The organism is Kineococcus sp. AC630 (genome assembly GCF_979255925.1).
In genome coordinates this window covers 1-22,638 of record NZ_CEEDMJ010000027.1, presented here as the reverse complement: position 1 = coordinate 22,638, position 22,638 = coordinate 1, and the positions used below count along the sequence as shown (strand labels likewise).

Genomic DNA, 22,638 nt, shown 5'->3' with positions numbered 1-22,638 from the left:
CACGCGGCGTTCGAGCGCATCGCCGCCACCCGTGAGCGCCCCCGGTCCCTCGGGACCGGGGGCCCACTAGGTTGGCGCCCATGAAGACATGGGAGTACGCCACCATCCCGCTGATCGTCCACGCGACGAAGCAGATCCTCGACCAGTGGGGCGCCGACGGCTGGGAGCTCGTGACGGTCCTCACCGGGCCCGGTGGCAACGGCCTGGTCGCCTACCTCAAGCGCCCGATGGGCGCCGACGCGTGAGCACGACGGAGCGGCTGGCCGAACTCGGCCTGACGTTGCCGGCCGTCGCCGCACCCGTCGCCTCCTACGTGCCCGCCGTCCGTGACGGCGACCTCGTCTTCACCTCCGGCCAGCTGCCGTTCGTCGACGGCCAGCTCGCCGTGACCGGCAAGGTCGGCGGGAGCGTCGACGCGGACACCGCCCAGCAGCTCGCCGCGACGTGCGCGCTCAACGCGATCGCGGCCGCCGCGAGCGTGGTCGGGTCGGTCGACGACATCGTGCAGGTCGTCAAGGTCGTGGGCTTCGTCGCCAGCGAACCGTCCTTCACCGGTCAGCCCGGCGTGGTCAACGGCGCGTCCGACCTGCTCCGCGAGGTCTTCGGTGATGCCGGCCAGCACGCCCGCAGCGCCGTCGGGGTGGCCGTGCTGCCGCTCGACTCCCCCGTCGAGGTCGAGATCGTCGTGCGGGTTCGTTCCTGACGTGACCCCTCCCGGCCCCTGGACAGGTGGTCCGGTCACCGACCGGGCCACCTGCGTCCTGGAGCCCAACCCCGGGCCGATGACGCTGGACGGGACGAACACCTGGCTGCTCGCCGCCCCCGGTTCCAGCGACGTCGTCGTCGTGGACCCGGGTGAGGACGATCCCGGCCACCGGGCCGCGATCACGCGGGCCCTGGCGGGACGGACCGTGGCACTCGTCGTCGCCACCCACCACCACCTCGACCACGTCGGCGGGCTCGACGCGTTCCTGCGCGAGCACCCCGCCCCGGTCGTGCGGACCGCGGGTGAGCACGCGATCGCGGGGCTGGCGCTGACGGTCGTCGCGACCCCCGGCCACACCGCCGACTCGGTCTCGGTGCTCCTGAGGAGCGGCGAACTGCTGACCGGCGACACCCTGCTCGGGCGCGGGAGCACGGTCATCGCCGACGACGGCGACCTCGGTGACTACCTGACGTCACTGCGGACGCTGATCGACCTGGACACGACCGTCGTCCTCCCCGGCCACGGCCCCGCCCGGCCGGACGCCCGCGCCGCCCTGGAGACGCAGCTGGCGCACCGCCTCGAGCGGCTGGACCAGGTCCGCGCCGCCGTCGCCGCGGGAGCCTCGACGCCGGAGGAGGTCGCCCTCGCCGTGCACGGCCGGCTCGCCGGCCCCCTCGCCCGCGCCGCCGTGCTCTCGGTCCGCGCCCAGCTCACCCACCTGCAACTCCCCTAGCGCGCGGAAACAACACTTTCCGCCCCGGAGGAGGCGCTACGAGGGCGGAAAGTGTTGTTTCCGCGCGATCCGGGGGCGCGACGCGTCCGAGGGACGCGAGGGGTCAGCGGGCGCGACGGGCCAGTCGCTCGATGTCGTGCAGCACGACGGCCCGCGCTTCCAGCCGCAGCCACCCGCGGGAGGCGAAGTCGGCGAGCGCCTTGTTCACCGTCTCCCGCGAGGCGCCGACGAGCTGCGCGAGTTCCTCCTGGGTCAGGTCGTGGGCGACGAGCTGACCGTCGGCGATGGGCCGGCCGAACCGGCGGGAGAGGTCGAGCAGGGCCTTCGCGACGCGGCCGGGGACGTCGGTGAAGACGAGGTCGGCCAGGGTCACGTTGGTGCGGCGCAACCGCTGGGCCAGCGCCTGCAGCAGGTGCTTGGCGACCTCGGGACGCCGGGCGAGCCAGCGCATCATGTCGTCGTGGCCGAGGGCGATGAGCTCGGACTCGGAGACGGCGCGCGCCGAGGAGGTGCGGGGTCCGGGGTCGAAGAGGGAGAGCTCGCCGAACATCTCGCCGGGGCCCAGGACGGCGAGGAGGTTCTCCCGGCCGTCGGGCCAGCTGCGGACGAGCTTGATCTTGCCGGTGCGCACGACGTAGACGCGCTCCCCCGGCTCGCCCTCGCCGAAGAGCTGCTCACCCCGGTCGAGGTGGACGGCCTCCATCGTCTCCAGCAGTTCGCCCGCGGCCTCGTCGTCGAGGGCGGCGAACAGCGGGGCGCGACGGACGACGTCGCCGGGGCGGTCGCCGAGGCGTTCGTCGAGACGGTCGGCACCGGGGGCGCCGTCGATCTGCCCGTAGTCCACCGACCGACCTCCTCTGCTGTCGTGACGCGCGTCACCTCGACACGGCCTCCCGACAGTCTGCCGCACGATCCCGCCGAGGGAGCGGTGGGGAGCGACCGCAGGTACCGGAACTAGGCGCCGGAACTAGGAGCCGGAACGGTGGAACAGCGCGCGGGCACGTTCCGCGAGGACGTCGGTCGCCACGGCCAGTTCGGCCAGGAGGGCGGTGTCGTAGTCGGCGAGGCGCTGCTGGGCGAAGGACAGTTCCTGCAGCTGCTCGTTCAGCCCGGGCGCTCCGAGCGGGCGTTCGAGGACGAGGAGTCCGCGCAGGCCGTGAGCCGGGTCGAGGGCGTGGACGCCGGTGACGTCGGGCAGCAGGGTGTCCCCCGCGGTGGTGCCGGAGAGCAGCTGGTCGAGCGGGCCGCCGTGCGCGGCGGCCTCGAGCGGCACGTGCAGCTCCTCCGGGCCGCAGGCCGAGGCGACGAGCAGGTCGAGGCGGGCCCGCACGAGCCGGCTCCAGTGCTGGACGCGGCGCAGCTCCTCCTGCAGCAGCCCCCGTCGGCGGCGCAGCGCGGGCAGCGGCAGCTCCGCGAGCTCGACGCGGACCGCGTTGCGGCAGCGCAGCGCGTCGGCGTCCTCCAGGACACCCGTCAGGACAGGTCGGAGGTAGGCCTCCAGCAGGTCGATCTCGGAGGTGCGGTCGGGTTCGCCGTCGTGCTGCATGCCAGGGATGTCGTCTCTCCCCCGGGGACGCTTGACGGGGTGTCACCCTCCCGGTCGTCTCCCGTCACCCGACCGCACCTGTGGCACGGGGCAACGGTTTCCGGAGGTCGGCCGTGGAGGGTGTGCAGAACTCGTACCCCGGCCGGGACGGACGGGTGATCACCCGGCCCCTCCGACGTAGGGTCCAAGGGTGGAGACCGAGCTGGCCCGGACCCGACGAGCCCGCCGGGTCCACCGGGCGCTGGCGCTGCGCTACCCCGACGCGCACTGCGAGCTCGACTTCACCAGCCCGTTCGAACTGCTGGTCGCGACGATCCTCTCGGCGCAGTGCACCGACGCCCGGGTCAACCAGGTCACGCCGGCGCTGTTCGCCCGCTACCCGAGCGCCACCGACCTGGCCGCGGCCGAGCGCTCCGAGCTCGAGGGCCTGATCCAGCCGACGGGGTTCTTCCGGGCCAAGTCCGACGCACTGCTGAAGATGTCGGCCCAGCTCGTCGCCGAGCACGGCGGGGAGGTCCCCCCGCGCCAGGCCGACCTGGTGAAGCTCGCGGGGGTCGGGCGCAAGACGGCCAACGTCGTCCTGGGCGACGCGTTCGGCGTCCCCGGCCTGACCGTCGACACCCACGTCGGACGGTTGTCGCGCCGGCTCGGGTTCACCACCCACGAGGACCCGGTGAAGGTCGAGACCGACCTGGCCGGGCTCATCCCGCGCCAGGACTGGACGATGTTCAACCACCGGATGATCTTCCACGGCCGCCGGACCTGCCACAGCCGCCGACCCGCGTGCGGCGCGTGCCCGGTCGCCCGGCTCTGCCCGTCCGCGGGGATCGGCGAGAACGACCCGGTGCGGGCGGCGAAGCTCGTGAAGCAGGGCCCCCCGGGTGTCGCCGTGGCGGCGACGGCGTGATCCCCGACTGGCTGGAACCGCTCGCCACCCGGCTCCCGACCCTCACCGTGGCCGACCTGGACTGGCGCGTGGACAGCTCCGGCTCAGGGCGTCCGGCCGCCGTCCTCGTCCTGCTCGCCGACGGCCCGGCCGGCCCGGAGGTCCTGCTCACCGAACGCGCCGGGACGTTGCGCCAGCACTCCGGTCAGGTCGCCTTCCCCGGGGGCCGCAGCGACCCGGGCGACGCCGACGCCGCGGCCACCGCCCTGCGCGAGGCCGAAGAGGAGACGGGACTGGACCCCGCGGGGGTCGAGGTCCTGGGCGCGCTGCCGCCGCTGCTGCTGGCCCACTCCGGTCACGAGGTGACCCCGGTGATCGCGCACTGGCGCGAGCCCGCGCCGGTCGGCCCGGTCGACCCCGACGAGGTGGCCCGGGTGGAACGCGTCCCGCTGTCGGAGCTGCTCGCCGACGACGCCCGGCTCACCCTGCGCGGCCCGGGCGGCTACGTCGGGCCCGCGTTCGCCGTCCGCGGGCTGCTGGTCTGGGGTTTCACGGCCGAGGTCCTCGTCCGGGTCCTGGCCTTCGGCGGCCTCGACCGTCCCGCCAGTGAGGCGCGCGGGGGTGCCGCGCTGACGCTGCAGCAGGCCCTGGACCGCGCCGGAGCCCGCGCGTGACGTCGTCGGACGTCCTCGACGTCGCCCTGCTGGTGGTGGTGCTGGTCCAGGTCGTCGCCGGGTACCGGGAGGGGTTGCTCGTCGGGCTGGCGGGTCTCGTCGGGCTGGTCGGCGGCGCGGCCGTCGGGGTCGCGTGGCTGCCGCACCTCGTCGCCGGCTGGACGCCGGGGGTGCGCCGCACGCTCGTCGTGGTGCTCGGGACGCTGGTGCTGGCGGTGCTGGGCCGCCTCGTCTTGAGCTTCGTCGGGGCCCGGTTGCGCTCCCACGTCCGGTGGCGACCGGCGCGCTTCGCCGACGCCGTGCTCGGCGCGGTCGCGGGCCTCGTCGCGACGCTGCTGGTGGTCTGGGTCGTGGCGGGGGCGGCGCGGACGGCTCCGCTGCCCCGGGTGGTGCAGGCCGTGACCGGGTCGCGGGTCGTCGGGGCCCTGGACGGCGTCGTGCCCGTGAGCACCGGCAGCCTGCTCTCGACGTTCTGGGCCGCGGCCCAGGCCAACGGGTTCCCGCGGGTCTTCACCGGTCTCGACGCCGAGCCGATCACCGCCATCGCCGCGCCCGACCCCCTCCCCGGCACCGAGGGGCTCGAGGCGGCCGCGGGCAGCGTCGTGAAGGTCACCGGGGTGGCGACGACGTGCCGGCGCGGGCTGGAGGGCAGCGGTTTCGTGGTCGACCGGGTCGGGGACTCGGCGCGGGTCGTCACCAACGCCCACGTCGTCGCGGGGGTCAGCGACCCTCTCGTCCAGCCCGGTGGGGTCGGCCAGCAGTACCCGGCGAGCGTCGTCGCCTACGACCCCGGGCTCGACCTCGCCGTCCTCGACGTCCCCGGCCTCGACGCCGCGGCCCTGCCCCGCGCGAACGAGCTCACCCGGGGTGACACGGCGCTGGTCGCGGGCTTCCCCCTCGACGGCGGCTACGACGTGCAGCCCGGCCGGGTCCGCGAGGTGCTGCAGGCCCAGGGCCGCGACATCTACGACACCACCGACGTCGTCCGCGAGGTCTACTCGGTGTACTCCACGGTCCGGCCCGGGAACTCCGGCGGGCCGCTGCTGAGCGCGGACGGGCGGGTCGTGGGCGTGGTCTTCGCCAAGTCCCTCGACGACGAGCAGACCGGGTACGCGCTGACCCCCACGGAGCTCGACCGGGTCCTCGCCGAGGCCGGCTCCCGGACCGCGGAGGTCTCCACCGGCTCCTGCACGGCCGAGTGATCGCCGTGGACGCCCCCAGGGCCCTGCTCGCCGCCGCGACCCTGCACCTCGGGTTCCAGCTCGTGGTCACGGCCGTCGTCTACCCGGCCCTCGTCGCGACCCCGCCGCGGGACTTCCCCGCCGCGCACACCGCCCACTCCCGCCGGATCACCCCCGTGGTGGCCGTGGTCTACGGCTCCGTGCTGGCCGCGTGGGTCTGGGTCGCCGTCTCGGTGCCGTCCTCCCCGCACCTGTGGGTCGCCCTCGCGGGGACCGTCCTGAGCGGGGTGAGCACCGCGGTCGCGGCCGCCCCCACGCACTCCCGGCTCGGCCGGGAGGGACCCCGACCGGCCCTGCTCACCCGGCTGCGGCGGGCCGACGCGGTGCGCCTCGCCGGGGCGGTGCTGACGGTCGCGGGCGCCCTGGGGTGAGCGCTCACCCGGCCCGCGAGGGCCACCGGATCGTGAGGGTCGTGGTCTCCTCCACCGGGGAGGTCTCCCAGGTGTGCTCCTCGCCGGGGAACCAGATCACGTAGTCGCCCGGCGTGGCCAGGACGGCCTCGCCCTCCCGGAACCGCAACCGCTGCCACCCGGCGACGAGCACGCACAGGGACGTCTCCGCCTCCGGCGCGGTCCACTCCTCGTCCCGCGACCCGGCCGCCATCCGGGCCCACTTCACCTCGACGTGCTCGCTGGCCAGCGCGGGGACCCGCCCGGCCATGAAGCTCCCGAAGAACCAGCCGCCGTCGTCGGCGCCGTCGAGGTCGGCGTTGCCCGTGTGGAAGGTCACGACGGCGATGCTGCCGGGCCGCTCACCAGCGCGCGAGCCAGCCGGTGAGCAGCGTCGTCGTCCGCTCGGGGGACTCCTCGGGCAGGTAGTGCCCGACGTCGGGCACCTCGACCACCCGGTGCGGGCCGTGGGCGAAGCGGGCGGCCGCGTCCAGGGCCCCCGCGGACACCGTGGGGTCGAGCGCGCCGCGCACCTGCAGGACGGGGACCTCGACGCCGTCGCGCAGGGCGGCCGCGAACCGGCGGCCGTCGGCGCGGACGGCGGAACGGGCGATCCAGCGGTGGTACTCCAACGCGGAGTGGGCCACGAACGGCACGCGGATCGCGTCGCGGTAGCGCTCGACGTCGGCGGCGGGCGGCCAGCCGGGACCGGAACGTTCGCGCAGCACCCGCTCGACCCCGTCGCCGCTCAGGAGGCGACGTTCGGGCAGGGCGGGCAACTGGCGGGCGAACGCGGTCCGGGTGGTGGCGAGCCCGGCGCCCTCGCCGAGCCGTTCGAGCAGGACGTGGCGGGACAGCAGCGGGTGCGCGGCCCCCACGACGACGATCCCGCGGACCTGCTCGGGGTGCAGCGAAGGCAGGGCCCACGCCGTGCGACCCGAGACGCCGTGGCCCACCACGACGGCGTCGCGCTCCCCCAGGGCCCGCACCACGGCCGCGACGTCGGCGGCCGAGGTGGGCGTGTCGTAGCCGCGGGGAGGTTTGTCGGAGGCGCCGTAGCCGCGCAGGTCCATCGCCACCGCGCGGTACCCCGCCGCCGCGAGCGCCGTGAGCTGGGCGCGCCACGCCCACCAGAACTGCGGGAAGTCGTGGAGCAGCAGGACGAGCGGTCCCTCACCGAGCTCGGCGACGTGGAACCGCGCACCGTGGGCGGCCACCAACCGGTGCCGCCACGGTCCTTCGACCAGGACGGCCGAGACGTCGGTCGAGCGGACGCCCACGTCTCGGCCCGGGGGTCAGTGCCCGAGGCTGCGCGAGCCCGGGCCCCCGGTGATGGTCTTGGCGACGGGCTTGCCGGTGGCGGCGGCCTTGATCGCGGCGATGCTGTCCTTCGTCGTGCGGATCGTGCGCTCCGGCGGCTTGACCTGCTTGATGCGGCCGAACCCGATGGCTGCGGCGAGGCCGGCGACGACGAGCATCGCCGCGGCGACGACCAGGAAGCTCAGCCAGATCGACCAGCCGGCCCCCTCGTGCAGCGCGAACGCGACGGTGATGCCGAGGAACACGAAGGCGACGAAGCCGAAGAGCGCGGCGACCCCGAAGAGCCCACCGCCGATGGCGCCGTTCTTCACGTCGGTGGTGATCTCGGACTTGGCCAGCGCGATCTCGTAGCGGACGAGCTCGCTCATGTCCTTGGTCGCGTCGGCCACGAGCTGACCGATCGTGCGTTCGGGCGCACCGACGGGACGGTCGTTCAGGGTGGTCATCGAGTCCTCCTAGGCCCAGGCTGCGCGCACCGCGCGAATGACGGTGCGCCGGGGTGAACCCTAGGAGTTCGTCGCGGCGCGTGCACGGGAGGGGGAGCGCGTCGCCGTCGGCGGGGGGACCGACGGCGACGCCAAGGTCGCTCTCGTACAGGGGGGACGAGCGACGACGTGACCGACACTACGGCCCTCGACCTCCGCGCGTGGGAGTTCCGCGCAACCCAAACCTGTGAGTTCGAAGGTTCGCCCGGACGGCCCAGCGCGCCCGCGTCCGGTCACGACGACCGGACGGGTCGCCACCGCGACAGCAGGGCGCGGTGGTCGCTGCCGGGGATGTCCCGGACGCTGGAACCCACGGCGCGCCAGGCGTTCCCGTCGGCGAGGGCGTGGTCGATCGTGGCGCCGAACGCCGCCGGGTACTTCGCGGGCCACGTCCCGCGCGCGCCCGTGCCGGTCTGCTCGCCGGCGTCGACGCAGGACCCCCGCAGGTGCAGTCCGGGGTGGTCGAGGGTGGCGTTCAGGTCCCCGGCCAGGATCGAACCCGGGGTGTTCGCGCACCAGTCGGCGACCGCCCGCACCTCCACCGCCCAGGCCCCGAGGAGGTCCGGGACGGGCGCGGCGGTGTGGGCCGCGGCCAGCACCGGACCGTCCCCCGAGACGGGTGCAGCGGTGACGACGGCCTTGACCCCGCCGGCCAGCTGCCCCGTCGTGCGGTACGGCCCGAGGGACTGCGAGACGAGCAGCGCCGTCCCGTACCCGCCCCCGCCGAGGTCGCGGGCCCAGAAGACCTGCACCGGGGTGCCGGTGGCGGCCCTGATGCGCGCGGCGACGTCGTCGGCCAGGGCCTGGTCCGACTCGGGCATCGAGACGACGTCCGCGCCGCCGTCGACGGCGAGGCGGGCCAGCCCGGCGGGGTCGGCCTGGGCCTTGAGGACGTTCGCGGCGAGCACGGTGACGTCCCCGGGGCGGGCCGCGGGCAGCTCCCCCGGCGCGGTCCCCCGGGCGAGGGTCGTCCCCACCGATCCGGCCGCGACCAGCGCGAGCGCCGCGGCCGAAGGCAGCACCCGTCGCCAGCGCATCCCCACCGCACCCGCCACGACGGCCGCCCCGGCCAGCCCGGCCCCGACCGGCACCCGGAACGGCGCGGTCCAGACGAAGGGGCGGTGCCCGGCGAGGCCGAAGAGGTCGGGGGCGCCGACGAGCGCCGCCCCGGCGGCGACCACCCCGGTCGCGACGACGGTTCCGGTGAGGGCGGCCGTGCTGCGGCGTGGGTGGTGTGAGCGCACCCTCCGAGGGTGCCGCACCCCCGCGCTGCGGGGGCGTACCGGGCGCGGGGGTGCGGTGAGGATCGGGTGTCAGTCCGTGGCGGGCGCGGACATCCCCTGCGAGATCGCGTCCATCACCGAGGAGTCGGTGAGCGTCGTGACGTCGCCGGGCGCGCGGTGCTCGGCCACGTCGCGCAGCAGCCGGCGCATGATCTTGCCCGACCGGGTCTTGGGCAGTTCCGCGACGACCATGATCGACCTCGGCTTCGCGATGGGGCCGATCTCCTTCGCGACGTGGTCGCGCAGGTCCGCGACGGTGTCGGGACCCTGCTCGTGCCCGCCGCGCAGGATGACGAAGGCGACGACGGACTGCCCGGTCGTCTCGTCGGTGGCGCCGACGACGGCGGCCTCGGCGACGTCGGGGTGGCTGACCAGGGCCGACTCGATCTCGGCCGTGGAGAGCCGGTGCCCCGACACGTTCATGACGTCGTCGACGCGGCCCAGCAGCCAGATGTCGCCGTCCTCGTCGCGCTTGGCGCCGTCGCCGGCGAAGTACTTCCCGGGGAAGCGGGCCCAGTAGGTGTCCTTGAAGCGCTGCGGGTCGCCCCAGATCCCGCGCAGCATCGCCGGCCACGGTTCGGTGACGACCAGGTAGCCGGCCTGACCGTGCCCGACGGGTTCACCCGCGTCGTCGACGACCTCCGCGACGATCCCGGGGATCGGGATCTGCGCCGACCCCGGTTTGAGCGCGGTGACCCCGGGCAGCGGGGCGATCATGTGCGCGCCCGTCTCGGTCTGCCACCAGGTGTCGGCGATGGGCGTCCGGTCGGAACCGATGACCCGGCGGTACCAGTTCCAGGCCTCCGGGTTGATGTTCTCCCCGACGCTGCCCAGCACCCGCAGCGAACTCAGGTCGTGCTTCTGCGGGTACTCCTCGCCCCACTTCATGCAGGTGCGGATCGCCGTCGGCGCGGTGTAGAGGACGGTGACGCCGTACTTCTCGACGATGGACCACCACCGGTCCTTGTCGGGAGTGTCGGGGGTGCCCTCGTAGACGACCTGGGTCAGGCCGTTGGCCAGCGGGCCGTAGACGATGTAGCTGTGCCCGGTGACCCAGCCGATGTCGGCGGTGCACCAGTAGACGTCGCGTTCGGGCTGCACGTCGAAGACGTTCTTCGTCGAGTACGCGGTCTGGACGAGGTACCCGCCGGAGGTGTGCAGGATGCCCTTGGGTTTCCCGGTGGTACCGGAGGTGTAGAGGACGAACAGCGGGTTCTCCGCGTCGAAGCTCTCCGCTTCGTGGTGCGGCGCAGCGGCTTCCAGCGCCTCGTGCCACCAGACGTCGCGGCCCTCGGTCCAGTCGACGGCCTCGCCGTTGCGCCGCACCACGAGGACGTGGGTGACCGACGGGGCGCCCTTGGCCAGGGCGGCGTCGACGGCGGGTTTGAGCGTGGTCGGCTTGCCGCGGCGGTAGGAACCGTCGCAGGTGATGACGACCTTCGCCTCGGCGTCGGTGATGCGGGAGTTCAGCGCGTCGGCGGAGAAACCGCCGAACACCACCGAGTGCGCCGCCCCGAGGCGGGCGCAGGCGAGCATGGCGACGATCGACTCGACGAGCATCGGCAGGTAGATCGCGACCCGGTCACCGCGTTCGACGCCCATCCCGGCGAGGACGTTCGCCGCGCGCTGGACCTGCTCGTGCAGCTGCGCGTAGGTGACGGTCGCGGTGTCGCCCGGTTCGCCCTCGAAGTGGATGGCGACGCGGTCACCGTGGCCGGCCGTGACGTGGCGGTCGACGCAGTTCACGGCGACGTTCAGCGTCCCCCCGACGAACCACTTCGCGAAGGGCGCGTCGGACCAGTCGAGGACCTGCTCGAAGTCGCGGTCCCAGGTGACGTGCTCCCGGGCCAGCTCGCCCCAGAAGCCGAGGCGGTCGGCGGCCGCCCGGTCGTACAGGTCGGCCTGAGCCACGGCGTTCGCGGCGAACTCCGGGTCCGGCGCGACAGTGGGCACGGTTTCCTGCGGGGTGGTCACGGGGTCGTCCTCCTCGACGGGCTGCTCTCCACGGCGTACCCGGGTGAGGTTAGTCACCCCCCGCCGGCGTCGCGTCGCGGCCCGTCCCCCAGCGGGGTCACCACTGGTAGTCGAGGAACTTGCCGTCGAGGGTGATGACGACGCGGTCGCCCCCGGGGTCGGCGCGCCGGGAGACGTCGACCTTGAAGTTGATGGCGCTCATGATGCCGTCGCCGAACTCCTCGTGGATCAGCTCCTTGAGCGCCGGTCCGTAGACCCCGAGGGCCTCGTGGAGGCGGTAGAGCGTCGGGTCGGTGGGGATCTCCTGGTGCCCGGAGCCGCGGTAGGGCTGCATCCGCAGCGCCTCGACGACCTCCGGCGCCAGGTCGAGCAGCGCCCCGACCGTCTCGGCGGACTCCGCGTCGACGGGGTGCTGGCCCAGCAGCGCGGCCACCGTCCAGACCGGGTCCCTCCCGATCGCCTGCGCGATGGCGGCCCAGGTGAGGTCCTTGCGGAACTTCTGGAGCCGGACGACCTGCCCGGCCTCGTCCTTGCTGATCACGACAGCACCTCTTCCGTTCGACGTCGCGACGATCACTGCAGGGGAATCTCCACCCCCCGCTCGGACTCCGCACGCGGGCCGTGGATGCGACGCTCCTCCGCGGTGATCCGCACGTCGTCGATGCTGGCCTCCCGCCGGGTCATGAGGCCCTCCGCGTCGAAGTGCCACAGCTCGTTGCCGTAGCTGCGCCACCACTGCCCCGTGAGGTCGCGGCACTCGTACTGGAACCGGACGGCGATCCGGTCCTCGGTGAACGCCCACAGCGACTTCCGCAGGGCGTAGTCGAGCTCCCGGGCCCACTTGGCCGTCAGCAGCTCGACGATCGCCGCGCGTCCGGTGACGAAGGTGTCCCGGTTCCGCCAGACGGAGTCCTCGCTGTAGGCGAGGGACACCTTCAGCGGGTCACGGGTGTTCCAGGCGTCCTCCGCGGCCTGGACCTTCTGGAGGGCGGTCTCACGGGTGAAGGGCGGCAGGGGTGGGCGCACGCTGCGCATCCTGCTCCCCGGCCGCGCGACCCTCGACGCCGGGCGGGGAGCCGGGCGGGGGTGGGATCGTTGCCTCCCCGGTGTCGCGGAGTGAGACCGGGGAGGCAACGATCCCCCTCGCGAGCGGCTACTTGCGCCCGGTCCGCCACTTCATGCCCCAGCCGAACGCCTCGTCGAGGGCCTGCTGGCCGCCCTGCACGTAGCGGACCTCGCGCTGCACGGTGATCTCGCGGCCGTCGGAGACGATCTGGGCGATGGCGCACATGGGCGACTTGTCGTCGTGCTCGTCGAGGCCGACCTCGACCTCGGGACCGCTGACGGGGTGCAGCGTCACGACGGCGTCCGCGGCGGCCCAGTTCGGGACGCCTTCGTAGATGAACGCGAACACGAGGATCCGCTTGATCTTCGCGGCGGCGCGCAGGTCGACGAAGAGGTTCTCGCCGCCGCCGCCGGTGCGGTCGTCACCGTCGAGCCAGACGATCGGATCGCCGTCGCCGCGGTCGCGGAACGCGTTGCCGAGGGCCTGGACGACGCCCTTGGACCCGTCGGTGAACTCGTAGAGCGCGCCGATGTCGAGGTCGATCCCGCCCTGCGGCGCCGCAGCGGCCTTGAGCTTGGAGAAGAAACCGCCGCTCGCGGCGGGCGCGGTGCCCGCGGGACGCGCGTTCCAGGCCAGGTGCACGCGCAGCGTCCCGCCTGCCCCGCCGGACTTCGACAGCGAGACCTTGGGCGTGGACTTGGTCAGCGTGACCTTGGAGAGCGAGATCCCGCCACCCGCGGGCTTCTCGGGTTCGGGAGCCTTCTTCGAGTAGTCGATCGCCACGGGTCCTACGCCTTTCGTTCGAGGAGCTTCCTCACCCCGGAACGAACGGGCTCACAGGGAAGTGCCGTCAGCGCCACGGACCGGCGAGCAGGGCCCCCGTGAGCGGCGCCGACGGGTCCGCCCCGAGGTCCAGCCCGGAGGCCGGGGCACCGGCGCGCACCAGCAGGTCCCCGACGGCGGCGATCATCGCGCCGTTGTCCGTGCACAGCCGGATCGGCGGCACCCGCAGCTCGATGCCGGCTGCGGCGCACCGTTCCTCGGCCAGCGCGCGGACGCGGGTGTTGGCCGCCACCCCGCCCACCACGAGCAGCGTGTCGACCCTGTGCTCGCGGCAGGCGGCGACGGCCTTGCGGGTCAGGACGTCCGCGACGGCCTCCTGGAAGCTGGCCGCGACGTCGGCGACGGGGACCTCGCCGCCGGCGTCGACGCGTGCCTCGACCCAGCGCGCGACGGCCGTCTTCACCCCGGAGAAGGAGAACCCGTAGGCGGGGTCGGAGGGCCGGGACAGCGCCCGCGGGAACTGGATCGCCCGCGGGTCCCCCTCCCGGGCGGCCTTGTCGATGGAGGGGCCGCCGGGGTAGCCGAGCGAGAGGACGCGGGCGACCTTGTCGAAGGCCTCCCCCGCCGCGTCGTCGATGGTGTCGCCGAGGTGCACGATCGGGTCGCGGCCGAGGTCGCCGAGCAGCAGCAGCGACGTGTGCCCGCCGGACACCACGAGCGCCACGCACCTCGAAGGCAGCGGCCCGTGCTCCAGGACGTCGACGGCGGCGTGACCGGCGAGGTGGTGCACCCCGTAGAGCGGCTTCCCGAGCGCGAACGCGAGCGCCTTCGCGGAGGCCAGCCCGACCTGCACGGCCGTCGACAGCCCCGGACCGGCGGTCACGGCGACGGCGTCGACGTCGGAGAGCTGCAGCTGCGCGACGTCGAGGGCCTGGTGCAGCACCGGGACGATCGCCTCGAGGTGCGCGCGGGCCGCGACCTCGGGGACGACCCCTCCGAACCGGGCGTGCGCGTCCATGCTCGAGGACAGCGCGTCGCCCAGGAGGACCCCCTCGGAGACGAGCCCGACCCCGGTCTCGTCGCAGCTGGACTCGATGCCGAGGACGATCACTGCGGCGCGTCCAGCCCGGCCGCGAGCAGGATCTCGGCGCGTTCCTCAGCCGGCAGCCGGTCGACGTAGACGACGCCGTCGAGGTGGTCGGACTCGTGCTGCAGGCAGCGGGCCAGCAGCCCGGTCCCCACGATCGTCACGGGCTCGCCGTGGACGTCGAACCCCGTGACCTTCGCGGCGTCGGGGCGGGCGAGGTCGGCGTACTCGCCGGGCACCGACAGGCAGCCCTCGCTGTCGAGGTCGAGCCGGCGCTTGCGGCCGGTGGGCAGCACGAGGACGGGGTTCACGACGTGGGCGACGACGTTCTCGCCGGTCTCCTCGGTGTCGTCGTCCGGGCAGTCGACGACGAAGACCCGCGCGTCCACGCCGATCTGGTTCGCGGCGAGCCCGACACCGTCGGCGGCGTCCATGGAGGCGAACATGTCGGCGACGAGCTGCACGAGGTCGTCGTCGAAGGACGTCACCGGCGCGCAGGGGCGGTGCAGGACGGGCGTGTGGTAGCGGGTGATCGGGTGCACGACCCCGACGCGCCCCTCGAACTCGACGGGCACCTTCTCGATCGGCTCGACCTGTTCGTCCTGCTCGACCTGCTCCTCGCTCACGGGGAAGATCGTAGGTCAGTCCTGGGCGTGGAACCGGACGGCCAGCAGGGCGACGTCGTCGCTCCCCGCCCCACCCGCGTCGGCGATCAGCGACTCCAGACCCGCCCCGAGGTCCGGCCCCGCCAGCACCGACGCGCGGGCCCGCAACCGCTCGATCCCCGAGTCCAGGTCGTCGTCGCGCCGCTCGACGAGGCCGTCGGTGTAGAGCAGCAGGGTCGACCCGGCCGGGACCTCGACGACGTGGTCGCTGCGTCGTGCGGACCCGACCCCGAGGAGCAGGTCCGGTTCGGCGTCCAGCACGCGGGCCGCGCCGTCGACCGCGACGAGGATCGGTGGGGGGTGCCCGGCGTTGGCCCAGCGCAGGGTCCGCACGCCCGCGGCCCGGGCCGGCGGGGTCTGCTCGACGCGGGCGACGAGGCAGCTGGCGAGGATGGCCTCGCCGCGCAGGTTGTCCACGACGGACTCGAGGCGGTCGAGCAGCTGGGCGGGCGGGTCGTCGCGGTCGACGGCGAGCGCCCGCAGCGCGATGCGCAGCTGGCCCATCTCGGCGGCCGCGGTGACGTCGTGCCCGCTGACGTCGCCGATGACCAGCAGCGTCGTCCCGTCGGGCAGCAGGATCCCGTCGTACCAGTCGCCGCCGACCTGGTCGCCGGCGTGCGCGGCGACGTAGCGGGCGACGAGTTCCAGCCCGCCGCGCTGGGGCAGGTCGGTGGTGAGCATCGACTGCTGCAGGGTCCGGGCGGCGGTGGTTCGCTCGGCGAGCAGCAGCGCCCGTTGCAGGGCCTGGGTGGAGTAGGAGGCGAGCGAGACGAGCATCGCGCGCTGGTTCTCGGACAGTTCGAGGTCCTCGTGCCAGACCATCGTGAGCAGCCCGACGGTGACGCCGGCCGCGACGAGCGGGACGGTGGCGAGGTAGCGGACGTTCGCGACCTCCCAGCGGTGCATCAGCTCGGGGAAGTTCGTCCGCAGGCTGGTGGCGTCGTCGAAGCGCGGGCTGCCCTGGCGCATCGCGAGGGTGCCGGGGCCGGGTCCGTCCAGCGGCAGGTCCTGCCACTCCTGCTCGGCGCCGACGGCGAGCTCGCCCGTGAACGGGGTGCGCAGCAGCCGGCGCTCGTGGTCGACGACGGACAGCGCGGCGTAGGCCGCGCCGAAGCCCTGGGCGGCGGCCGCGACGACGACCTCGGCGACGTCGGCGACGGTCCGCGTCGCGGTGAGGGCCTCGGAGAGGCGCAGCAGGTCGCTCGTGCGTTCCAGGGACCCGCGCAGCGAGTCGGTCAGCCGGTCGCGTTCCTCCTGCAGCCGGAGTTCGTGGGTGACGTCGCGGAAGGAGCAGACGACGTGCTCGCCCAGGCGCCGGGCCCGGACGGCCACGGAGCGGTCGGTCCCGGGCAGCGGCCCCGTCCCGGCGACGAAGTCGGGGGCCTCGGGGTGGGCCAGCTGGTCGTGGAAGGCGGCACGGACCTCCTCGGGGAAGGCGACGGGCAGCAGAGCGCCGACCAGGTCCTCGGGGGTGCGGCCGAAGAACGCGGCGCCGGCCCGGTTGACGTGCTCGACGTGCCACGTGGCCGCGTCGAGCACCATGATTCCCTCGGCGACCTCCTGCCACGCACGTAGGAGCAGCGGGTCCACCGCTCCCGCGGACGACATGGCCTCACCCTAGGGACGAGCGTGGTTGCCTCGCAGGCGATCTCACGCATTGCCCTCAGGGGACGCGCCCCGGCTGGTCGCCGGAGGGTGTCGGGGGTGCGGCGTGAACCAGCGCTGCATCCTTCCGACGGCTCACCGACGTGCGGTGCCGTTCCGTCGGTGTGTCCCGCGATGGCTGCAGCGCTGGTTCCCGCCGTCGTCAGGAGGGGTCGGTCAGGAGGGGTCGGCGCTGAAGGAGAACTCGATCGTGCCCTGGTCCTCGACGGAGACGAAGCCGAGGTTCGGGGCGTTGACGCCGTAGTCGGACCAGGTCAGCGGGAGCGAGCCGGTGATCGTGACGGCGTCGGCGGCGGTCCGCTCGACGGTGGCGGGGATCGTCGCGTCCCGGGTCGTGCCCTTGAGGGTCATGGTGCCGACGAGGCTGACCGAGATCGTGGAGCCGACCTCGAGGCCACCGAGCGGGACGGGCTGGGTGAGGGCGAAGTCCGCGGTCGGGAACTGGTCGGTGTCCATGACCATCCCGCGGAACTGGTTGTCGCGCTGACCGGAGTCGGTGGCGACGCTGGCCAGGTCGACGGAGACGGTGCCGGTGGTGAGCCGGCCGTCGGCGACGGTGAGGTCACCGGTGACCTCGTCGGTGCGGCCCGTGACGGTGACGTTCTGGCCGTTGAGGACCTCGTCGACGCGGTAGCCCGCGGTCCCGCCGGCGGCGATGGCCCAGGGTCCGTCGAGGGAGGCGTCGGTGGAGGCCGCGGTCGCGGTGGCCGACGGTGTGGAGGCGGAGGTCACCAGGGGTGCCGCGGCCTTGCCGGACTCCATGCTCGCGTAGATGCGGGGTCCGACGACGGCCGCCAGCACGAGCAGGACGACGACCACCGCCAGCGCGATCCACAGCCTGCGGCGGCGGGGGCGTTGCGGCGCGGGGGGTCGTTCGGTGGTGCGGGTGCTGCTCATGGCGGGTCACCTTCGGGGTCGGGAGCGTCGTGGCCTGCTACCGGGTTCACGACCCCGACGGCCCGCGGGTTCACCGCGGGACCTGGCAACTCCCTGACCGCTTCCGGTCACTCCTTCGACGTTCACCTACGACGCTGTGTCGTTGCAACCCGTTGCGCCGCAGGGTGTGGGCTGGTCCGGACCACCGCCCTGGAGGGCCTACCCTCGTCGGGTGCCTTTTGAGCGACTCCGCTTGATGAGCGACTACCTCGCGCCGACCCCGGTGTGGGCTCCGGCGGACCTCGGTGGGTTCGTCCTCAGCATCACGCACCTGGACGACCTGGGCCTGGACGAGACCCTGCGGACCGGCCTCCTGCGGTGGCAGGCCTACTTCGACGAGCACCACCCCGTCGACCTCTGCGGCTGGGACTCGCCGATGTCCTGCACCCGCTACGCGGGCGAGGGCTTCCGGTTGCAGCAGGAACTGACCGACGCCCTGCCCGGGGTCCGCTTCGACCTCGACCTGTGGCCCGTGCGGGCCGTCGACCAGGACGTCCTGAGCCTCTGAGACCCACCGGCAGGGTGGGCCGGCAGAGGTGGGTCGTGGCGTGATCGCCCACGCGACGAGACCTGGGCCGGCACCCGACGGGGGCGGTGTCCGGATCGTGCTCAACTGCCCACGAAGGCCGTCAGGAGGCTGTTGACCTGCGCGGCGTGCGTCGTGCAGATGCCGTGCGGACCGCCCTCCACGATCTCCAGCCTGCTGTCGTGCAAGGCGTGGAAGGTGCGCAGACCGAACGTCCGGACCGGAAGCAGTCGGTCGCTGTCCCCGTGGACGACCAGCGTCGGGACGTCGATGTGGTCGAGGTCGTCCCTGAAGTCGGTGCGCCACGCGTCGACCGACTGGATCGCGGCGTTCGGTGCGGCGCTGAGGGCCAGCGAGACGGCGTAGTCGTGGGCGCTGGAACTGACCAGCTCCCCGTCGCCACCGGCGGGGGTGAACATCTCCTCGACGATGTGGTCGATGAAGGCCGGTCGGTCGTTCCGCAACCCGGTCTGGAGGAGATCGATGACGTCGTCGGTGAGTGTTCCCGCCGGGTTGTCCGGTGCGGCGAAGCAGTACGGCGGTGTCGCGGAGACGAAGACCGCCCGGTCGACCCGTTCGCTCCCGTAGGTGCCGAGGTAGCGGGCGACGTCGCCGCCGCCGTTGGAGAACCCGACCAGCGCGACGTCGTGCAGGTCGAGCCGGCGGAGGACGGCGTGCAGGTCGGCGGCGAAGGCGTCGAAGTGGTGCTCGCCCCACACGGTGGACGACTGCCCGAACCCCCGCCGGTCGTAGGTGATCACGCGGTGGCCTCGCTGGACCAGGGCTTCGACCTGTGACTCCCAGATCCGGCCGGTCTGCAGCCAGCCGTGGACGAGGACCACGGTCCGGCGGGCGGCGTCGGTGAGCTGGTCGTCCTCGTAGTGCAACTCGATCACGGGTCGGCCCTCAGGGGCGGCGTTCAGGTACGGCACGGTCGGTCCTCCTGGTGAGGGTGGGGTGTCGGGGTTCGTGGGATGTCGGGGTTCGTGAGATCAGGAGACGGTCTCGGCGGTCGTCCGCGCGGACTCCTCGGCAACCGGTCCGCCGGAGCGGACGACAGCCAGGACCAGCGCGCCGCACACCAGGGCGCTCACCCCGCAGACGAGGAAGACGTCGTCCAGTCCGGAGGCGAAAGCTCGGTGCGCCACGGCGGTGAGGGTGGCGCGGCTCTCGGCGGGAGCCGCGGCGAGGATCGCCGCCGCCCCACCGCTGGCCAGCCCGCCGGCGACGGCGTCGGGGTTCGGGACGGTGCCGGCGGTGACGACGTCCCGGATGCGTCCGGAGAACACCGTCCCGAGGACGGCGATGCCGAGGGCCGTACCGAGCTGGCGGAAGGTGTTCACCGCACCCCCGGCCATGCCGGCCCGGTGACCGGGCACCGTCGCCAACACCGCGGAGACGAGCACCGGCGTCGCCAGACCGACCCCCAGACCCGAGACGATCAGCCCGGGCAGCAGCACAGCCCAGCCGGACCTGTTCCCGATGAACGTCATCAGCAGCCCTCCCCCGCCGATGAGCAGCATCCCCACGCCGACCGGCAGTCGGGGTGATCGTCCGTGCAGCAGACGGCCGAGGAATGCGGAAACCCCGAACGAGGCGATGCTCAGCGGCAGCACGACGAACCCGGCGCGGACGGGACTGAGCCCCAGGAGGGACTGCAACCAGAGGGAGGTGTAGGCGAAGGGCCCGAACGCAGACGCCGACAGGACGACGGCGGTCAGCATCAGGACGACGAAGGACGGCCGGCGGAACAGCCCGAGGTCGAGCAGCGGGTACGCGCTGGGCCGTTCGACGAGGATGAACCCGGCCAGGGCGACCGCGGCCACCACGAAGGACGCCACGGTCCTCCCGTCCCCCCACCCGTTCTCTCCCCCGTTGATCAAGCCGAACACCGCAGCCGCCGTCGCGAGGGTGAACCCGATCCCGCCCAGGACGTCGACGCGGCCGCCGGCGTTCCTCGTCTCCGGCAGGACCCGCAGCGAGAGGACGACGGCGACGACGGCGACGGGGAGGTTCACCAGGAAGATCGCCCGCCAGCTGATGCCCTGGGTCAGCACGCCGCCCAGCAGAGGACCGGCAGCCGCCGACGCACCGTTGACCGCGCCCCAGACGCCGAAGGCGGTCCCGCGGTCACGACCGCTGTAGGAACTCTGGAGCAACGCGGTCGTGGCGGCGAACATCGCCGCCGCCCCGACGCCCTGGACCACCCGGGCAGCGATGAGCGCCCCGGCGGCGGGAGCCAGCCCGCAGGCCAGCGAGGCCAGCGCGAACAGCGTCAACCCGACCACGTACGAGCCACGGCGGCCGAAGCGGTCGGCCAGGGATCCCGCGACGAGGAGCAGGGCGGCCAGGGACAGGGCATAACCGTCGATCACCCACTGCAGGGAGGTGAAGGAGGTGTCGAGGGCCAGGGCCATCGAGGGCAGGGCGACGTTGACGATGGTGACGTCGACCAAGAGCATGAACGTGCCGAGGCACACCACTACGAGCGGGGACCACTTGCGCATCGAAGATCCTCAGGAGTCGGGTGCGGCGCACTTCGCCGCTGTCACCACCGTCGACTCTCCCGACCTCCCGCCCCAGCTGGGCGAGGGACATCGGCGGATGTCGACACGGCTGCCGTGCGGACGGTGAGACTCGACACCTTCGACGCCCTGGACCGGCAGATCCTCGCCGCCCTCCAGGTCGATGCCCGCGCCCCGTTCCGCCACCTCGCCGACGTCCTCGAAACCTCAGACCAGACGATCGCGCGACGGTGCGCCCGCATGCGCGCCACGGGCCGGGTGCGCATCGTCGGGCTCACCAACCCCGACCGTCTCGGGGAGGTGTCGTGGTTCGTCCGGGCACGGACCACCCCGGACGCCGCAGTACCCATCGCCGAGGCTCTGGCACGTCGGCCGGACACCTCCTGGGTGAACATCACCTCCGGCGGGACGGAGGTCGTGTGCTCCACCCGCGCCCGCGACCTGAAGGAGACCGACGCGCTGCTGCTCACCAAGCTCCCGCGGACCCAACGCATCGTCGACGTCAGCGCGCAGCAGCTGCTGCACGTCTTCTACGGCTACGCGGCCAGTCCCCTGCTCAAGGCGGGGGTCCTGAGCGCAGACCAGGTGCAGCGGCTGGAGGCCGTCGTCCCCCCGGTGGAGGCCGTCGGTACCGAGGAGCCGGCCAGCGTGGACGACACCGACCGTTCCCTGCTGACTCTGCTGGCCCGCGACGGCCGGACGTCGGTGGAGGACCTCGCCGAGCGGACCGGGGTCCCGGCCAGCACCGTGAGACGGCGCATCAACGCGTTGCGCGCCAGCGGCGTCCTCTACTTCGACATCGACTTCAACCGCAGCACCCTCGAGACGGGTGTCCCGACCCTCGTGTGGCTGACCGTGTCCCCGGGCGACATCGCAGCTGCGGGTCAGGTCCTGGCGGCACGACCTGAGGTCGCCTACGCCGCAGCGACGACGGGACGGACCAACCTGTACGCCAGCATCCTCCCCAGGAGCACCCCCGCGTTGTACGACTTCCTCACCGGCCCGCTGGCCGCGCTGCCCGGCGTCCAACAGGTCGAGACCGCACCGGTGATCCGCAGCTTCAAGGGCGCGGCGTCCTCCCCCGATCCGCTGCCCCGCCCGGTCTGACTCGTTCCGTCCCGGTCACCGCGGGAGGTGTGGAGGTCGACACCTCGACGGCGGTCAGGAAGCACGTGCGGACGGCGGCTGCCGATGTGCGCCCAGAAGGCACCCGGGCCGGTGCGGCAGCACGTCGCGAACGGGGAGTCCTACTGCCGGTCGCCCTGACGGGAGTTGATGAGGAAGCCGCCGTCGACGGGCAGGGTGTGCCCGGTGATCCACGCCGCGTCGGGCGAGGCGAGGAACGCGACGGCCGCCGCGACGTCCTCCGGCTCCCCGACCCGCCCCAGCGGGTACCAGTCGCTGCGGGCGTCGGCGCCGCCCTTCCAGACCCGGGTGCGGACCGTCCCCGGGGCGACGGCGTTGACCCGCACCCCCTCGCCCGCCCCCTGCGCCGCGAGGTTCAGCACGAGCCCGCCCAGCCCGGCCTTCGCCGCCGAGTAGGCGTCCGCCCCCAGCCCCGCGAGGGCGTTGATCGAGCTCACCAGCACGATCGCCGACGCCGGTGCGACCCGCAGGTGCGGCATCGCCGCCCGGCAGCAGCGCACCGCTCCCATCAGGTTGAGGTCGAGGTTGGCGAACCACTCCTCGTCGCTGGAGTCCTCGAAGGACGACTCCGGCACGCCCCCGCCCGCCGTGTGCGCCAGGACGTCGAGACCGCCGAACTCCGCGACCACCGCGGCGAAGGCCGCGTCGACGGAGGCCCGCGACGTGAGGTCGAGGGGGAACGCGCGGCCGTCGACCTCCGCCGCCGTGGCCCGGGCGGCGTCGAGGTCGAGGTCGAGCGCGGCGATCCGGGCGCCCTCCCCCGCCAGCCGCAGCGCGCAGGCCCGGCCGATGCCGTGACCCGCACCGGTCACGACGACCCGGGAGCCGGCGAAGCGGTTCACCCCTCCGCCGTCCTGGTGGCGCGTCCGATCTCCGGCTTCGCGGCCCGAACCCGGGTGAGCGACCCGACGTCGGCGGCGGCGTCGTCCTGGGTCAGGTGAACCGTGGGCACGTTCGCACCCTACCCAGCGGAGGGCACAGCGGGGGCGGGCGTCGAGGGGG

General features: G+C 73.7%; 26 protein-coding genes. 9 read left to right on the top strand and 17 right to left on the bottom strand.

Annotated features, from left to right (window positions below):
* Positions 1–80 precede the first annotated feature (80 nt).
* Genes AC0I8G_RS22340 through AC0I8G_RS22330 form a run of 3 tightly spaced genes read left to right on the top strand, consistent with a single transcriptional unit; the run spans position 81 to position 1,439 of the window.
* Positions 81–245, top strand: a complete 165-nt coding sequence (locus AC0I8G_RS22340) for a DUF4177 domain-containing protein (protein WP_328294383.1) — start codon at positions 81–83, stop codon at positions 243–245.
* A complete protein-coding gene (locus tag AC0I8G_RS22335) occupies positions 242–703 on the top strand; it encodes a RidA family protein (protein WP_471731893.1) in 462 nt (153 codons plus the stop codon). The genes AC0I8G_RS22340 and AC0I8G_RS22335 overlap by 4 nt, the downstream gene beginning before the upstream one ends.
* A gap of 1 nt (position 704) precedes the next feature.
* On the top strand, positions 705–1,439 hold the full coding sequence (locus AC0I8G_RS22330; RefSeq protein WP_471731892.1) for an MBL fold metallo-hydrolase: 735 nt from the start codon (positions 705–707) through the stop codon (positions 1,437–1,439).
* Between the two features lie 103 nt (positions 1,440–1,542).
* On the opposite strand, the gene AC0I8G_RS22325 is transcribed toward AC0I8G_RS22330, so the two are convergent.
* The gene (locus tag AC0I8G_RS22325) at positions 1,543–2,268 is read right to left on the bottom strand and encodes a Crp/Fnr family transcriptional regulator (protein WP_328296251.1); all 726 of its coding nucleotides are present in this window, start codon (positions 2,266–2,268) and stop codon (positions 1,543–1,545) included.
* 138 nt (positions 2,269–2,406) lie between these two features.
* The gene (locus tag AC0I8G_RS22320) at positions 2,407–2,985 is read right to left on the bottom strand and encodes a hypothetical protein (protein ID WP_471731891.1); all 579 of its coding nucleotides are present in this window, start codon (positions 2,983–2,985) and stop codon (positions 2,407–2,409) included.
* Between the two features lie 190 nt (positions 2,986–3,175).
* On the opposite strand from AC0I8G_RS22320, the gene nth reads away from it, so the two are divergent.
* The 4 genes from nth to AC0I8G_RS22300 are packed head-to-tail and all read left to right on the top strand — an operon-like array spanning position 3,176 to position 6,157.
* Positions 3,176–3,892: an endonuclease III gene (nth, locus tag AC0I8G_RS22315; protein ID WP_471731890.1), complete on the top strand. Its 717-nt coding sequence runs from the start codon at positions 3,176–3,178 to the stop codon at positions 3,890–3,892.
* A complete protein-coding gene (locus AC0I8G_RS22310) occupies positions 3,889–4,545 on the top strand; it encodes an NUDIX hydrolase (protein ID WP_471731889.1) in 657 nt (218 codons plus the stop codon). Before nth ends, AC0I8G_RS22310 begins: the two co-directional genes overlap by 4 nt.
* Positions 4,542–5,747 (top strand): MarP family serine protease, encoded by a 1,206-nt coding sequence (locus AC0I8G_RS22305; RefSeq protein WP_471731888.1) that lies wholly within the window; start codon positions 4,542–4,544, stop codon positions 5,745–5,747. The genes AC0I8G_RS22310 and AC0I8G_RS22305 overlap by 4 nt, the downstream gene beginning before the upstream one ends.
* A 5-nt stretch (positions 5,748–5,752) precedes the next feature.
* Entirely contained in the window at positions 5,753–6,157 is a 405-nt protein-coding gene (locus tag AC0I8G_RS22300; protein ID WP_471731887.1) for a hypothetical protein, read from the top strand.
* A 4-nt stretch (positions 6,158–6,161) separates the two neighbouring features.
* Here the strand turns inward: AC0I8G_RS22300 and AC0I8G_RS22295 are convergent, their stop codons facing one another.
* From AC0I8G_RS22295 to AC0I8G_RS22240, 12 genes are all read right to left on the bottom strand, one after another.
* Positions 6,162–6,515: a hypothetical protein gene (locus AC0I8G_RS22295; protein ID WP_328294375.1), complete on the bottom strand. Its 354-nt coding sequence runs from the start codon at positions 6,513–6,515 to the stop codon at positions 6,162–6,164.
* A 22-nt stretch (positions 6,516–6,537) separates the two neighbouring features.
* Positions 6,538–7,455: an alpha/beta fold hydrolase gene (locus AC0I8G_RS22290; RefSeq protein WP_471731886.1), complete on the bottom strand. Its 918-nt coding sequence runs from the start codon at positions 7,453–7,455 to the stop codon at positions 6,538–6,540.
* Between the two features lie 15 nt (positions 7,456–7,470).
* Complete coding sequence (locus AC0I8G_RS22285; protein ID WP_380257922.1) at positions 7,471–7,941, bottom strand: phage holin family protein; 471 nt, start codon at positions 7,939–7,941, stop codon at positions 7,471–7,473.
* 272 nt (positions 7,942–8,213) lie between these two features.
* Complete coding sequence (locus tag AC0I8G_RS22280; RefSeq protein WP_471731885.1) at positions 8,214–9,224, bottom strand: endonuclease/exonuclease/phosphatase family protein; 1,011 nt, start codon at positions 9,222–9,224, stop codon at positions 8,214–8,216.
* Positions 9,225–9,293: 69 nt separating this feature from the next.
* Positions 9,294–11,237: an acetate--CoA ligase gene (gene acs, locus AC0I8G_RS22275; protein ID WP_471731884.1), complete on the bottom strand. Its 1,944-nt coding sequence runs from the start codon at positions 11,235–11,237 to the stop codon at positions 9,294–9,296.
* Positions 11,238–11,334: 97 nt separating this feature from the next.
* Complete coding sequence (gene cynS, locus AC0I8G_RS22270) at positions 11,335–11,775, bottom strand: cyanase (RefSeq protein WP_471731921.1); 441 nt, start codon at positions 11,773–11,775, stop codon at positions 11,335–11,337.
* Positions 11,776–11,810: 35 nt separating this feature from the next.
* The gene (locus AC0I8G_RS22265) at positions 11,811–12,272 is read right to left on the bottom strand and encodes a nuclear transport factor 2 family protein (RefSeq protein WP_471731883.1); all 462 of its coding nucleotides are present in this window, start codon (positions 12,270–12,272) and stop codon (positions 11,811–11,813) included.
* 118 nt (positions 12,273–12,390) lie between these two features.
* Positions 12,391–13,086, bottom strand: coding sequence for a TerD family protein (locus tag AC0I8G_RS22260; RefSeq protein ID WP_380257914.1), 696 nt, complete (start codon positions 13,084–13,086; stop codon positions 12,391–12,393).
* 67 nt (positions 13,087–13,153) lie between these two features.
* The gene (tsaD, locus tag AC0I8G_RS22255; RefSeq protein WP_471731882.1) at positions 13,154–14,197 is read right to left on the bottom strand and encodes a tRNA (adenosine(37)-N6)-threonylcarbamoyltransferase complex transferase subunit TsaD; all 1,044 of its coding nucleotides are present in this window, start codon (positions 14,195–14,197) and stop codon (positions 13,154–13,156) included.
* Entirely contained in the window at positions 14,194–14,757 is a 564-nt protein-coding gene (def, locus tag AC0I8G_RS22250) for a peptide deformylase (protein ID WP_471731919.1), read from the bottom strand. Before def ends, tsaD begins: the two co-directional genes overlap by 4 nt.
* Positions 14,758–14,814: 57 nt before the next feature.
* Positions 14,815–16,446 carry a PP2C family protein-serine/threonine phosphatase gene (locus tag AC0I8G_RS22245; RefSeq protein WP_471731881.1) on the bottom strand — a complete coding sequence of 544 codons (1,632 nt, stop codon included), beginning with the start codon at positions 16,444–16,446 and terminating at the stop codon, positions 14,815–14,817.
* A 213-nt stretch (positions 16,447–16,659) separates the two neighbouring features.
* Positions 16,660–17,400: a YceI family protein gene (locus AC0I8G_RS22240; RefSeq protein ID WP_471731880.1), complete on the bottom strand. Its 741-nt coding sequence runs from the start codon at positions 17,398–17,400 to the stop codon at positions 16,660–16,662.
* A gap of 235 nt (positions 17,401–17,635) precedes the next feature.
* Here AC0I8G_RS22240 and AC0I8G_RS22235 point away from each other — a divergent pair, with 235 nt between their 5' ends.
* The gene (locus AC0I8G_RS22235) at positions 17,636–17,947 is read left to right on the top strand and encodes a hypothetical protein (RefSeq protein ID WP_328294363.1); all 312 of its coding nucleotides are present in this window, start codon (positions 17,636–17,638) and stop codon (positions 17,945–17,947) included.
* Between the two features lie 101 nt (positions 17,948–18,048).
* Here AC0I8G_RS22235 and AC0I8G_RS22230 read toward each other — a convergent pair whose 3' ends face one another.
* Together AC0I8G_RS22230 and AC0I8G_RS22225 are read right to left on the bottom strand one after the other, a co-directional pair.
* Positions 18,049–18,861 (bottom strand): alpha/beta fold hydrolase, encoded by an 813-nt coding sequence (locus AC0I8G_RS22230; protein WP_471731879.1) that lies wholly within the window; start codon positions 18,859–18,861, stop codon positions 18,049–18,051.
* A 96-nt stretch (positions 18,862–18,957) separates the two neighbouring features.
* Positions 18,958–20,472, bottom strand: a complete 1,515-nt coding sequence (locus AC0I8G_RS22225) for an MFS transporter (protein ID WP_471731878.1) — start codon at positions 20,470–20,472, stop codon at positions 18,958–18,960.
* A 123-nt stretch (positions 20,473–20,595) separates the two neighbouring features.
* On the opposite strand from AC0I8G_RS22225, the gene AC0I8G_RS22220 reads away from it, so the two are divergent.
* Positions 20,596–21,597, top strand: coding sequence for an Lrp/AsnC family transcriptional regulator (locus tag AC0I8G_RS22220; protein WP_471731877.1), 1,002 nt, complete (start codon positions 20,596–20,598; stop codon positions 21,595–21,597).
* 140 nt (positions 21,598–21,737) lie between these two features.
* Here AC0I8G_RS22220 and AC0I8G_RS22215 read toward each other — a convergent pair whose 3' ends face one another.
* Positions 21,738–22,478: an SDR family NAD(P)-dependent oxidoreductase gene (locus AC0I8G_RS22215; RefSeq protein WP_471731876.1), complete on the bottom strand. Its 741-nt coding sequence runs from the start codon at positions 22,476–22,478 to the stop codon at positions 21,738–21,740.
* Positions 22,479–22,638 lie beyond the last annotated feature (160 nt).

Coding starts and splice junctions, on each gene's coding strand:
- AC0I8G_RS22340 (WP_328294383.1), top strand. CDS start 81: ATGAAGACATGGGAGTACGCCACCATCCCGCTGATCGTCCACGCGACG.
- AC0I8G_RS22320 (WP_471731891.1), bottom strand. CDS start 2,985: ATGCAGCACGACGGCGAACCCGACCGCACCTCCGAGATCGACCTGCTG.
- AC0I8G_RS22285 (WP_380257922.1), bottom strand. CDS start 7,941: ATGACCACCCTGAACGACCGTCCCGTCGGTGCGCCCGAACGCACGATC.
- AC0I8G_RS22265 (WP_471731883.1), bottom strand. CDS start 12,272: ATGCGCAGCGTGCGCCCACCCCTGCCGCCCTTCACCCGTGAGACCGCC.
- AC0I8G_RS22245 (WP_471731881.1), bottom strand. CDS start 16,446: ATGTCGTCCGCGGGAGCGGTGGACCCGCTGCTCCTACGTGCGTGGCAG.
- AC0I8G_RS22240 (WP_471731880.1), bottom strand. CDS start 17,400: ATGAGCAGCACCCGCACCACCGAACGACCCCCCGCGCCGCAACGCCCC.
- AC0I8G_RS22235 (WP_328294363.1), top strand. CDS start 17,636: ATGAGCGACTACCTCGCGCCGACCCCGGTGTGGGCTCCGGCGGACCTC.
- AC0I8G_RS22225 (WP_471731878.1), bottom strand. CDS start 20,472: ATGCGCAAGTGGTCCCCGCTCGTAGTGGTGTGCCTCGGCACGTTCATG.